The organism is Dyella terrae (genome assembly GCF_022394535.1).
Classification (GTDB): Bacteria; Pseudomonadota; Gammaproteobacteria; order Xanthomonadales; family Rhodanobacteraceae; genus Dyella.
Map to the genome: position 1 here is coordinate 3,728,577 of NZ_CP089414.1, position 13,133 is coordinate 3,741,709.

The following is a 13,133-nucleotide window of genomic DNA, read 5'->3' on the forward strand; positions in this document are numbered from 1 at the left end:
GTAGCGGTCCCCATTCCCAGGAAGGAGCGCCCCCATGACATCGAGCCAGAGCCTTGCGCTTGAGCCGGTTTCCGCCACCGGTCCGATTGATGCGGTCATCAACCTCGCCATCGACCAGCAGCGGCTGGTGGGCGCGGTCGTGCTGGTCCAGCACCGCGGCCGCGAGCTGTATCGCCGCAGCGCTGGCTGGGCGGATCGCGAGCACCGCCGGCCGATGCGCACCGACACGCTGTTCCGCCTTGCCTCGGTCAGCAAACCCATCGTCACCACGGCGGCGATGGTGCTCGCCGGCCGCGGCGTGGTGGATCTGGATATTCCGGTGACCCGCTGGCTGCCGGACTTTCAACCGCGCCTGGCCGACGGCAGTGCGCCGGATATCACCCTGCGCCAACTGCTGAGCCACCAGTCTGGCCTCGGCTACCGATTCCTCGAATCCGATGCGAGCGGCCCGTACGCGCAGGCCGGCGTGTCGGACGGCATGGACGCCAGCGGCATTACCCTGGCGGAGAACCTGCGCCGCATCGCCACGGTGCCGTTGCAGTTCGCGCCAGGCGAGGGGTGGTTTTATTCGCTGGGCATCGATGTGGCCGGTGGTGTGCTGGAGGCGGCGACGGGCAAGCGGCTGGACGAGATCGTCCGCGATACCGTCACCGGGCCGCTGGGCATGGCTGATACCGACTTTCATGCGCTCACTCCCGCGCGCCTGGCCACGCCGTACGTCAACGACGAGCCGGCACCACACGTGGTCGGCGAGGGCGAGATTGTCCCGCCGTTCCCCGATGTGGCGGGCATCATCTACAGCCCCGAGCGCGCGCTGGATGGCAGCGCCTTTGCCTCGGGCGGGGCCGGCATGGTGGGCACCGCCGATGACCTGATGCGTTTGCTGGAAGTGCTGCGCCAGGGCGGCGCGCCCATCCTCGATCACGCCTGGGTAGCGCAGATGGCACGCAACCACACGGGCGAACGCGGGCCGGAAGATGCGCCGGGCTGGGGTTTCGGCCTGGGCTTCTCAGTGCTGCGCGATCCCGCTGCTACCGGCACGCCGGAGGCCGCCGGCAGTTGGCGCTGGGGCGGTGCCTATGGGCATAGCTGGTTCGTCGATCCGGCGCGGGAATTGAGCGTCGTGGCCTTCACCAACACCCTTTACGAAGGCATGTCCGGTGCCTTCGTCACCGAGTTGCGCGATGCGGTCTATGGCGCGCTGGAGGGGACGCTATGAATCCCGCCGAGGAGGCGTTGCCACGCGACGCCTGCCTTCCCACCCCCGCACGCCTCCCGCTGCTAGGTCTGCTCGCGCTGGCCTGCGGTGCCTTCATCACGGTGCTTACCGAGTGCGTCGTCGCTGGCTTGCTGCCGGCCATGAGCCACGATCTCAGGATCAGCGAAGCGCTGGTCGGCCAGCTCACCACCATCTACGCCGTCGGCTCGATGCTCACGGCGATTCCCGTGGTTAAGTTCACCAGCCACTTGCCGCGCCGGCCGTTGCTGCTCGCGGCGCTGATCGGCTTTGCGTTGGTCAACAGCGCGATGGCTTGGTCGCAGTCATACGCCTTGATGATGGTCACTCGCTTCTTCGCGGGTGTGGCGGCAGGTCTGCTGTGGTCACTGGTGGCCGGTTACGCCAGCCGCATGGTGGCGCCGCATCAGCAAGGCCGCGCCATTGCCGTGGCGATGCTGGGTACGCCGCTGGCGATGACCATCGGCATTCCCGTCGGTACCTGGCTATCGCAGTTGATCGGCTGGCGCTGGGTCTTCGGCCTGATGTCGTTGCTGAGCCTGCTGCTGGTGGCCTGGGCACGCGCCACGTTGCCGCCAGTACCGGGCCTGCCGCCGCAGACCCAAGGCAGGCTGCGTGACGTGGTGGCATTGCCCGGCCTGCTGCCGGTGTATCTGGTGATGCTGCTCGCCGTGCTCGCGCACAACGTGCTCTACACCTATATCGCCCCGTTCGCCGCGCTGTCCGGCGCGCAGGCCTCATTGGACCGACTGCTGCTGCTGTTCGGCGTGGCATCGGTGGTGAGCATCGTCATCACCGGTGCGCTGATTGACCGTTGGATGCGGCCGCTGATGGCCATCGGCACCGGCCTGTTCCTGCTGGCCGCGCTGGCGATGGCGTTGTGGCCGTATTCGTCGGCGGTGCTGGTAGGGGCGGTATTGGTGTGGGGACTGGGGTTTGGCGGGGCGGCGACGCTGATTCAGACGGCGGTTGCGCGCCGTGCCGGTGACCAGCAGGACCTTGGTCAGTCATTGGTGGTGGTGGGGTGGAATCTGGCGATTGCCGGTGGTGGTGTGGTGGGTGGGGTGCTGCTTAAGACGGCGGGTGTGGTGATGTTGCCGTGGTCGTTGGTGGTGTTGTTGGTGGTGACGGTGGGGGTGGTGGTGCCGGCTAGGAGGGCTTGGGCATGAGGTTGCTCTAGCGTGAGCTCTTGGCTCCCTCGCCCCTCCGGGGAGAGGGTTGGGGTGAGGGGACGTTCTTGCCCCACTACTTCAAAAGAACCGTCACCCCTGCGCAGGCAGGGGTCCAGTGACTTTGGCTCTCGCTTGGTTGTCGCGTAGTCGCGACCTGGCTCGCCTGCGGCGGGCTTTCGCCCTCCTACCGGAGGCCGAGTCACTTTTCTTTGCTTGCCCAAAGAAAAGTAACCCGAAGAAAGGGCACCCCCACTTGGCGCTGGCCGGCGAAGCCGGCCAGTTCGTGAGGGGCGGCCGGGCTTTTCGACAGGGCTTCCTGCCCTGGCGAAAAGGGATCGGCATCCTTGCCGATCCCCCCTGCGGGCCTTTTCGTCCACCCCTCACCGCCGCACAGGGGGCCCGGAAGGTCAAAAGCGAAAGCGGACGGCTCGTGTAGCTGCGCTGCACATCGCATCGCGGCGGGTCGCGTGGCTCCTGCTTTAGCGCACAAAGCCAAGGCAGAAGAGAAAGACGATGCCGTTCCGTGGCGAGTTCTCCACACCGGTCGGGAAGCGTAGCGAGTCGGGAAGCGTAGCGAGGCCTGCTTTAAGTCCTCTTCGCGAGGGCGCGTTGCGAAGCGCTCCGAACTACCCGCTGTGTTCCACGGAACTAGCTTCGCGTCGTCGGCAGACGATCGAAACGCTCGCTGCGTAAGCGGCCGGATCGCAGTAACGCTCGAGGCGACAGCCAACCACTGACGCAACTGGATGACCAGCCATTCGGCTGTTGAAAAACGTCTCCGGCCTACGCAGGGATGACGGCTTAGATGAAACGGTGCGGCGAGCACCCACCCCTCACCCCAACCCTCTCCCCAAAGGGGCGAGGGAGCCAAAAGCGCGCGCAGCCCCCAACGACCCCCAAAAGAAAACGCCGCCCAAAGGCGGCGTCATCCGAAACTCCCGAAAGCGAGGACTTACTTCGCCTGATCCACAATCCAGTGCACCGCGGCCTTCACCTGATCATCCGTCAGCGCCGGATTACCACCCTTGGCCGGCATCATGTTGCCATCCGGCCCCTTGTAGCCATCCGTCGCATGCTTGACCAGCGTGTCGAGGCCCTCAGCGATTCGCGGACCCCAGCTGGACTTGTCGCCCAGCTTCGGCGCGCCAGCGATGCCCGCGGTGTGGCAGCTGTGGCAGAGGTTGTCGTAGATGGTCTTGCCGTCGGTGCTGCCGCCGTAGGCAACCTGCGCGGCGGCGGCCTTGGTGGCGGCGTCCTGCGCGGCCTGCATGGCGGCGCGGCCCGTGTCGCCCGCGTAGACAGCGCCGGCTGGCGCAATGCGCGCTTCGGTTTGGGCGGCGGTTTGCGGATTTACTTCTTTCGGCTCATGGTCGTAGATCAACCACGCGCCGCCGATCAGCAGCAGAGTCAGTACAGACAAGCCCAGGATCAGCAGGGAAAAGCTGCGCATGAAGCTCTGGTCGGATTTCGTCAGGGAACCGCTCACGCAATGACTCCAATTCAATGGACAGATCAAAGGACAGCCAGATGGCCGGATTAGCTTTGGTTCAGACAACAATTGGTCGAGTATAGACGAAGGCCGCGGCAAGTTTCAGTCGGGTGCCGGCGGCGTCGTGTCGCGCCTAAGTCGTACCTAAGGGGCCTCTGATTTCATGCAAGTTTCTTCATTTTGACGCGATAAGCTGTCAAAACCCTGCCATCGGTCATAGGGCACCCATGTCAACTGGCATTGTCTATTGCCGTTGAACTGACCCTATCCTTTCATACGACACATAGGTCAGGCGCGCGGAGCGCACCGGTGGGGTCGGGTGGCCTGTCTTTCATTCTGGGAGTTTTTCATGTCGCGTTTTTGGAAGATCGCGCTGATCGTTGTGGCCGTGATCGTGGTGGGAGGCATCGGCTTCCGTTTGCTGCATAAGCCTGCTGCCGAGGAAGGCGCGCAGGGGCAGCACGGTGGTCAGCACAAGGGACAAGGCCAGGGCGATGCCGCCGGTCAGGACAAGGATGCCGCGCCCGTGCCGGTGACGGTCGAGCCCGTGGTCAAGCAGGATGTGCCGGTGTATCTCACCGCGCTGGGCACCGTGCAGGCGCTCAACACGGTCACCGTGAATCCGCAGATCGGCGGCCAGATGCTCAGCATCAATTTCAAGGAAGGCCAGGAAGTGAAGAAGGGCGACCTGCTGGCGCAGATCGACCCGCGTCCGTTCCAGGCTGCCTACGACCAGGCCGTGGGCAAGCAGCAGATGGACGAAGCGCAGCTCTCCACCGCGCAGAGCACGCTCAAGCGCAACGACGCACTGGTGGCCAAGGGCTACGTGGCCCAGTTGGACATGGACACCTACCGCAACAACGTGGCCAACCTAATCGCCAGCGTGACGGCCGATAAGGCAGCGGTGCGCGCGGCCAAGGTCAACCTGGACTTTACCCGCATCATTTCGCCGATCGACGGCGTAGCCGGCATTCGCCAGGTCGACCCGGGCAATGTGGTCATCACGACGACCAATCTGGTCACGCTGACCCAGATCCACCCGATCTACGTGATGTTCAACCTGCCAGAGCAGAACCTGGAAGCAGTCCGCTCCGCATCGGGCAACGGCGACCCGCTGGAAGTGCTGGCGCTGGACCGCGCCGATGCGCACACCATTGCCGACGACGGCCAGCTCAATGTGATCGACAACCAGATCGACACCACCACCGGCACGTTCAAGCTGCGCTCGGTGTTCCAGAACACCAAGGCCGACCTGTGGCCGGGCCAATTCGTCAACGTGCGCCTGAAGGTGCGTACGGTGTCGGGCGGTCTGGTGATCCCGGCGCAGGCGGTGCAGCGCGGTCCGGACGGCGACTACGTGTACCTGCTGCAGCAGGACCAGACGGTCAAGATGCAGCCGGTGAAGGTGGCCAATGAGGTGGGCGACAGCCACGTCATGATCACCTCGGGCCTGGCGCTCAACGATCAGGTGGTAACGGAAGGCCAGTTCCGCCTCAAGCCGGGCAGCAAGGTCAAGGCGCTCAAGCCGGGCGAAGTGCCGGCAGCGCCGACGACGGCCGAGATGGACAAGGCCAAGAAGAATGCCAAGCAGCAGGGCGGCGGCGGTCGCCGCGGCGGCTAAGCGGGCGCAAGGGAACAAGGCAGCGGGGGCCGAGGGCTTCCGCTGCCGGTGGCCGGGCAAGGACGCGCCGCGTGCCGTCGCCGCCACCCCGACAACGCATTGCGCGAGCAAGCTGACAGCCACTCATTGACGGCAAACTTATGGGCTTCTCCACACTCTTCATTCGCCGACCCATCGCCACCTCACTCTTGATGGTGGCGGTGCTGCTGCTCGGTATCCTCGGTTACCGCGAGCTGCCGGTGTCGGCGCTCCCCGAGATCGACGCACCCAGTCTGGTCGTGACTACGCAGTATCCGGGCGCCAGCGCCTCGACCATGGCCTCACTGGTTACCACGCCGCTGGAGCGCAACCTGGGCCAGATCTCCGGCCTGAGCATGATGACCTCCGACTCGTCGGCGGGTCTCTCGACCATCGTGCTGCAGTTCGCGATGGACCGTGACATCGACATTGCGGCGCAGGACGTACAGGCGGCCATCAATCAGGCGCGTGGCACCTTGCCCCAGACGCTGCCGTATCCGCCGGTCTATAACCGCGTGAACCCGGCCGACGCGCCAATCATGACGCTCAAGCTCACGTCAGAGAGCCTGCCGCTGCGTGAGGTGAACAACTACGCTGACTCGATCCTCGCGCAGAAGCTCTCGCAGGTGCAGGGCGTGGGTCTGGTGTCCATCGCTGGCAACGTGCGCCCGGCCGTGCGTGTGCAGGTGAATCCGTCGCAGCTCGCCAATCTTGGCCTGACGATGGAAGACGTGCGCAGCTCGCTCACCGAGGCCAACGTGAACGCGCCCAAGGGCACGCTCAACGGCGCCACGCAGTCCTACAGCATCGGCACCAACGACCAGTTGGCGACCGCGGCTGAGTACAAAGACACCATCATCGCGTACAAGAACAATGCGCCGGTGCGTCTGTCCGACGTCGCCGCCGTGGTGGATGGCGTAGAGAACGACCAGCTCGCTGCATGGGCGAACGGCAAGCCCGCCGTGCTGCTCGACGTCCGTCGCCAGCCGGGCGCCAACATCGTGCAGACCGTGCAGCAGATCCGCGCGATCCTGCCGCAGTTGCAGGCCGTGCTGCCGGCGGACGTGCATCTGGACGTCTTCGCTGACCGCACCATCACCATCCGCGCCTCGGTGGAGGACGTGCAGTTCACCCTGATCCTCACCATCTTCCTGGTGGTGGCGGTGATCTTCGTGTTCCTGCGCCGCCTGTGGGCCACCATCATTCCGTCGGTGGCGGTGCCGCTGTCGCTGATGGGTACGTTCGGCGTCATGGCCTTCACCGGCATGTCGCTGGATAACCTCTCGCTGATGGCGCTTACCGTGGCCACCGGTTTCGTGGTGGACGATGCGATCGTGATGATCGAAAACATCGTGCGCTACATCGAGCAGGGCAAGGAAGGCAAAGAAGCGGCAGAGATCGGCGCGAAGGAAATCGGCTTCACCGTGCTGTCGCTGACCGTGTCGCTGATCGCGGTGTTCCTGCCGCTGCTGCTGATGCCCGGCGTTACCGGTCGCCTGTTCCACGAGTTTGCGTGGGTGCTCACCATCGCGGTGGCCATCTCCATGCTGGTGTCGCTGACGCTGACACCGATGATGTGCGCCTACCTGCTCAAGCCCGACGCACTGCCGGAAGGCGACGACGCGCACGAGCGCCACGCCGCCGCCGGCAAGAAGACCTGGTGGTCGCGTCTGGTCAATGTGTACGAGAGTTCGCTGGATTGGGTGCTCGGCCACCAGAGGCTGACCATCCTGATCGCGGGCGCCACCGTCGTGCTCACCGTGTTCCTCTACATCGTGATCCCCAAGGGCCTGCTACCCGAGCAGGACACGGGCCTGATCACCGGTGTCGTGCAAGCCGATCAGAACGTTGCCTTCCCGCAGATGGAACAGCGCACCAAGGCCGTGGCCGATGCGTTGCGCCGTGACAAGGCGGTGACCGGTGTAGCGGCCTTTATTGGCGCAGGCTCGATCAACCCGACGCTCAACCAGGGTCAGCTCAGCATCGTGCTGAAGGATCGCGGTGACCGTGACAGCCTCGACGACGTGGTGGCACGCCTGCAGAGGGAAGCTGCCGGCATTCCGGGCGTGGCCTTGTACCTGAAGCCCGTGCAGGACGTGACGCTGGACAGCCGTGTGTCTGCCACCGAGTACCAGTACTCGATGTCCGACGTGAATGCGGCCGAGCTTTCCAACTACGCCACGCGGATGACGCAGGCGTTGCGCGAGCGCAAGGAACTGGCCGACGTCGACAACAATCTTGCCGACCAGGGCACCTCGCTCAAGCTCACCATCGACCGCGAAAAGGCCAGCCGTCTCGGCGTGCCGGTGCAGACCATCGACGACACGTTGTACGACTCGTTCGGCCAGCGCCAAATCTCGACCATCTTCACCCAGCTCAACCAGTACCGCGTGGTGCTGGAAGTGGCGCCGCAGTTCCGCACCAGCACCGCGTTGCTCAACCAGCTCACGGTAAAGAGCAACGGCAGTGGCGCATTGACCGGTAGCAACGCCACGGCGTTCGGTCAGGTGGCGTCGAGCAACTCGTCGACCAGCACCGGCCTGGGCGTGGCCAACATCGGCGTGATCGTCGGTGCTGGCGGCACCATTCCGCTGGCCTCGCTGGCGACGGCCGAAGTCACCACTGCGCCGCTGGTGGTCAGCCATCAGCAGCAGCTGCCGGCCGTGACCATCTCGTTCAACCTCGCGCAGGGCTACTCACTGTCCGAGGCGGTTGATGCGATCCACGAGGTGGAACAGCAGTTGGACTTCCCGCCGCAGGTGCGCGGCCAGTTCATCGGCAAGGCGGCGGAGTTCTCCACCTCGCTGACCAATGAAGTGCTGTTGCTGGTCGCCTCCATCGTGGTGATCTACATCGTGCTGGGCGTGCTGTACGAGAGCTACATCCACCCGTTGACCATCATCTCGACCCTGCCGCCGGCCGGTGTGGGTGCCTTGCTGGCACTGCTCCTGTGCGGCATGAGTCTGTCGGTGGATGGCATCGTGGGTATCGTGTTGTTGATCGGTATCGTGAAGAAGAACGCGATCATGATGATCGACTTCGCGATCGAGGCGCAGCGCGAGGGCATGAAGCCGCACGAGGCGATCCGTCGCGCATGTCTGCTGCGCTTCCGCCCGATCATGATGACCACCGCTGCCGCCATGCTCGGTGCCTTGCCGCTGGCACTGGGCAACGGCATTGGCGCGGAGCTGCGCCGTCCGCTGGGTGTATCCATCGTCGGCGGCCTGCTGCTGTCGCAGTTGGTGACGCTGTACACCACGCCGGTGATCTACCTCTACATGGAGCGCTTCTCCGACTGGTTGCGCGAGCGTCGCGAACGCCGCGCGCTCGAGCAGGCGCAGACGCGCGGCGCAGTGTGATGACGCTCGACCGGCCCGGTATGCACCGGGCCAAGCAATAAGACCACCCAAGGGGCGCGGCCATCATGGCGCGCCCCTTTTGGCGTTATCCGGGCTCGACACAAGGATCGACATGGACATGACAAGGAAACCCCAGGTTTGCGTGCTCGGCAGCGCGGAACCGGGCTCGAAGGCGTACGAACTGGCAGGGCAGGCCGGTGCCTTGCTGGCGCGCGCAGGCATCACGCTGGTGAGCGGTTGCGGCAGCCCCGCCACGCGACATGCGGCGCAAAGTGCGATCGATGCGGGCGGCCTGGTCGTCAGCATCATCCCGAGCGGCACCATGCCGGCCGTCGACTGGCCGGCGACCGTGGTGATTCCGTGCGGCATGGGCGATGCGCGCAACCTGTTGATGGCGCTGGCCGGCGATGCCTGCCTCGTGATCGGTGGGCGCGCCGGCACCATTTCCGAAGTGTGCCTGGCCTGGCTTCATCATCGGCCGCTGTTGCCGCTGACCGGTTGCGGTGGCTGGTCGGATGGACTGCTGCAGAATCCGCCCGACGAGCGCGCCAATTCGCCCATCCTGCCGTGGGATTCCGTCGAGGTGCTGGAGGCAAAACTGAGGTCGCTTGGGCTGGTCCGCATTTAGACGTCTAAGTGCTGGATGTCTAAGCGACACCTAAGGGCTGCCGCCGTACCGTGAGCACCCATGCCCCGCACTGCCATTTCCGCCTTCGCGGGAATGGCGGTGCGGAAAGTCGAACTGCCCCGCAAGCGCAAGAAACTATCAACCAAATCTTCAGTCATGCGTTCTGCAGTCAATGTGCGGTATATACGTTTCTTCGTGCGTGCGCCGCTGACGCGGTGCGCGGCTTCTCTGAACACCCTCGCGCCTGGCGCGTTGTTTCTGGTTTCCTGACGGCATGAACATCTCCGGCCCCTTCATCCGCCGCCCGATCGGCACCTCGCTGCTTGCCATGGGCGTGTTTGTGGTGGGTCTGATCTGCTACGCGCTGCTGGGCGTGGCGGCGCTGCCGAACATGCAGTTCCCGGTGATCTTCGTGCAGGCCAGCCAGGCCGGCGCGAGCGCAAGCACCATGGCCTCCACCGTGGCCGCGCCGCTGGAACGGCACCTGGGCCAGGTGCCGGGCATCGACACCATGCGTTCGTCCAGTTCACTGGGCAGCACGCAGGTGTTCCTGATGTTCGAGACGGGGCGGAATCTGGATTCCGCCGCGCGCGACGTGCAGGCCGCCATCAACGCGGCACAGTCCGACTTGCCGAGTGGCCTCAACGCGCCGCCGAGTTACCAGAAAGCCAATCCAAACGACGATCCGATCATCGCCTTCGCGTTGACCTCCGAAACGCAATCGGCGCGTGAGCTGTATGACATCGCCGATTCGCTGCTCGCGCAGCGCATCCGCCAGCTCGACGGCGTGTCGGAAGTGGACATCCTTGGCGCAGCGACGCCGGCCGTTCGCGTTGATGTAAACCTGCGTCAGCTCAATGCGCTGGGCCTGTCGCCCGACCAGCTGCGCAACGCGCTCACCGCTGCCAACGTCACCTCGCCTCAGGGTTTCCTGTCGGACGGTAAAACGACCATGGCGGTGACAGCGAATGACTCGCTGCACACGGCAGCGGATTTCGCGGACCTGGTTATCGCGTCGAACAACGGTGTTCCCGTGCGCCTGTCGGATGTCGCCAAGGTGTACGACGGCCTGCAGGACGCGTATCAGGCGGCGTGGTTCCAGGGTAAACCGGCGATTTTGATGTACGTCTATCGCCAGTCCAATGCCAACATCATCGGCACCGTGGATCGCGTGAAGGACGCCGTGCCGCTGTTGCGCAGCTACCTGCAGCCCGGCACCACGCTCACGCCGTACTTCGACGGCACGCCGACCATTCGCGCTTCGCTACATGAAGTGCAGGCGACGTTGCTGATCAGCCTGGTCATGGTGATGCTGACCATGGCGCTGTTTCTGCGCCGCCTTGCACCCACCTTGATCGCCACCGCCGCCGTGCCGTTGTCGCTGGCTGGCGCCGCGATGGTGATGTACATCCTCGGCTTCACCCTCAACAACCTGACCCTGCTGGCGCTGGTCATCGCCATCGGCTTCGTCGTGGACGATGCCATCGTGGTGATCGAGAACATCGTCCGGCACATCGACCAAGGTATGACGCGCATGGAGGCGGCGCTGGCCGGCGCGAAGGAGATCGGCTTCACCATCGTGTCGATTACCGCCTCGCTGGTTGCCGTGTTCTTGCCACTCCTGTTCATGGGCGGCATCACCGGCCTGTTCTTCAAGGAATTCACCATCACGCTGGTGGCCGCGATCATCGTCTCGGCGTTCGTTTCGCTCACGCTCACCACCTCGCTGTGCGGCCAGTTCCTGAGTAGCCACGATCAGGACAAGCCCACCACGCGCGTCGGTATCGCCCTGGAGAAATTCCAGGCGGGCATGCTGGGTGTCTATTCGAAGTGCCTGAAGTTCTCGCTCAAGCATGCGCTCGTATTCTCGCTGACGCCGTTGGTGTTGATTGGCATCACCGTGCTCCTGTTCGGTCAGGTGAAAACGGGTCTGTTCCCGCCGCAGGACACCGGCCTGATTCGTGGCCGCGCGACCTCCGGTGCGACGGTGTCGTTCCAGGATGCGGTCGAACGTCAGCAGCGCCTGATCAATATGTTGCTGAAGGATCACGACGTCGCCCGCGTGGGTTCGCGCCTGGGCACCAGCCGCCAGGGTGCATCAGGCACGTTCGACATCGAGCTGAAGACACATGCACAGGGCCGCACGGACGACACATTCGCCGTGCTCGCGCGACTGAGCGCCAAGGCAGCGCGCTATCCCGACCTCAACGTGCGTCTGCGTCCCATCCAGGATCTGCCGAGTTTCGGCGGTGGCGGCGGCACCAGTCAGGGCGCGCAGTATCAGGTGTCGCTGCAGGGCGATGATCCCGAAGAGCTGACCCTGTGGCTGCCCAAGCTGGTTGCCGAACTGAAGAAGAACCCCAAGCTCAAGGACGTGGGCAGCGATGTCGACGACGCCGGCTTGCAGCAAAACATCGTGATCGACCGCGACAAGGCCGCGCGCCTCAACGTAGGCATCGGCACCATCGACGGCGCGCTGTACAACGCGTTCGGCCAGCGCCAGATCAGCACCATCTATTCCGACCTCAACCAGTACAAGGTGGTGGTCAACGCGTTGCCGAACCAGACGGCAACGCCCGCCGCCATCGACGCGATCTACGTAGCCAGCAACAGCGGCAAGATGGTGCCGCTCACCGCCTTCGCGCATCAGGAAGCGGGGCTGGCACCTACGCAGATCTCGCACGAAAACCAGTACACCGTGATGAGCATGAGCTTCAACCTCGCGCCGGGCGTGAGCATGGGCGAAGCGCTGCAGATCATCCAGGCGACCGGTTCGCAGATGCGTCTTCCGGGTGACATCCGTATCAACATCGGTGGTGATTTCCGCCGCTTCCAGCAATCACAGAGCGGCATGCTGTGGCTGCTGCTCGGCGCTATCGTAGTTGTCTACATCGTGCTCGGCATGCTGTACGAGAGCCTGATCCATCCGGTGACGATTCTTTCCACTTTGCCAGCGGCAGGCGTCGGTGCGCTGATGGCGCTGTGGATCACAGATACCGAACTGTCGGTGATCGCGCAGATCGCGTTGGTATTGCTCATCGGCATCGTCAAGAAGAACGCGATCATGATGATCGACTTCGCGCTGGTGTCGCGTCGCGAGCACGGGCTCAGCGCCTCCGATGCCGCCTACGAGGCAAGCATGGTGCGCTTCCGCCCGATCATGATGACCACCATGGTGGCGATTCTCGCCGCCGTGCCCATCGCCATCGGCCTGGGCGAAGGTTCGGATCTGCGTCGCCCACTGGGTATTGCGTTGATTGGCGGCCTGCTGATCTCCCAAAGCCTGACCCTGCTCAGCACCCCGGCGCTCTACGTGATCTTCTCGTGCCTGGCGGATCGTTTCAGCGCATGGCGCGCCAGGTTCCGTCAGCCGCGGCGCCTGCCCGCGGGCGAGAACGTCTGAGCGACTGCTATCCCTTTCAGGAGCGCAGCTGCGCTCCTGAAAAAAGCCTGCCGAACCATACCCTTGCGCATTGTTCCGGTCCGCGCTTTCGTGCTTCGCCCGAAATCGCGACAATAAGGGGCTTTCGTCCGCCCGTTTCGCCCCCATGTCGGTCGGCTCCGGACGTTTGGTGCGTCCGTGCGTGGCCCTGTCTGCGCGTCGCACCT

8 protein-coding genes are annotated in these 13,133 nt (G+C 64.5%); 7 read left to right on the forward strand and 1 reads right to left on the reverse strand.

Features of this window, described 5'->3' with window-relative positions:
• Positions 1–34: 34 nt before the first annotated feature.
• The gene (locus tag DYST_RS16315) at positions 35–1,219 is read left to right on the forward strand and encodes a serine hydrolase domain-containing protein (RefSeq protein WP_239946676.1); all 1,185 of its coding nucleotides are present in this window, start codon (positions 35–37) and stop codon (positions 1,217–1,219) included.
• Positions 1,216–2,406: an MFS transporter gene (locus tag DYST_RS16320; RefSeq protein ID WP_239946678.1), complete on the forward strand. Its 1,191-nt coding sequence runs from the start codon at positions 1,216–1,218 to the stop codon at positions 2,404–2,406. The genes DYST_RS16315 and DYST_RS16320 overlap by 4 nt, the downstream gene beginning before the upstream one ends.
• A 955-nt stretch (positions 2,407–3,361) precedes the next feature.
• Here DYST_RS16320 and DYST_RS16325 read toward each other — a convergent pair.
• On the reverse strand, positions 3,362–3,883 hold the full coding sequence (locus DYST_RS16325; RefSeq protein WP_428993991.1) for a c-type cytochrome: 522 nt from the start codon (positions 3,881–3,883) through the stop codon (positions 3,362–3,364).
• A gap of 364 nt (positions 3,884–4,247) precedes the next feature.
• Between DYST_RS16325 and DYST_RS16330 the strand changes: the two genes are divergently transcribed.
• From DYST_RS16330 to DYST_RS16350, 5 genes are all read left to right on the forward strand, one after another.
• The gene (locus DYST_RS16330) at positions 4,248–5,519 is read left to right on the forward strand and encodes an efflux RND transporter periplasmic adaptor subunit (protein WP_102303119.1); all 1,272 of its coding nucleotides are present in this window, start codon (positions 4,248–4,250) and stop codon (positions 5,517–5,519) included.
• A gap of 140 nt (positions 5,520–5,659) precedes the next feature.
• Entirely contained in the window at positions 5,660–8,896 is a 3,237-nt protein-coding gene (locus DYST_RS16335) for an efflux RND transporter permease subunit (RefSeq protein ID WP_102303118.1), read from the forward strand.
• Between the two features lie 118 nt (positions 8,897–9,014).
• Complete coding sequence (locus tag DYST_RS16340; RefSeq protein ID WP_158241326.1) at positions 9,015–9,524, forward strand: Rossmann fold nucleotide-binding protein; 510 nt, start codon at positions 9,015–9,017, stop codon at positions 9,522–9,524.
• 60 nt (positions 9,525–9,584) lie between these two features.
• On the forward strand, positions 9,585–9,794 hold the full coding sequence (locus tag DYST_RS16345; RefSeq protein ID WP_239946680.1) for a hypothetical protein: 210 nt from the start codon (positions 9,585–9,587) through the stop codon (positions 9,792–9,794).
• Positions 9,795–9,798: 4 nt separating this feature from the next.
• Entirely contained in the window at positions 9,799–12,927 is a 3,129-nt protein-coding gene (locus tag DYST_RS16350; RefSeq protein ID WP_102303115.1) for an efflux RND transporter permease subunit, read from the forward strand.
• The last annotated feature ends 206 nt before the right edge of the window (positions 12,928–13,133 follow it).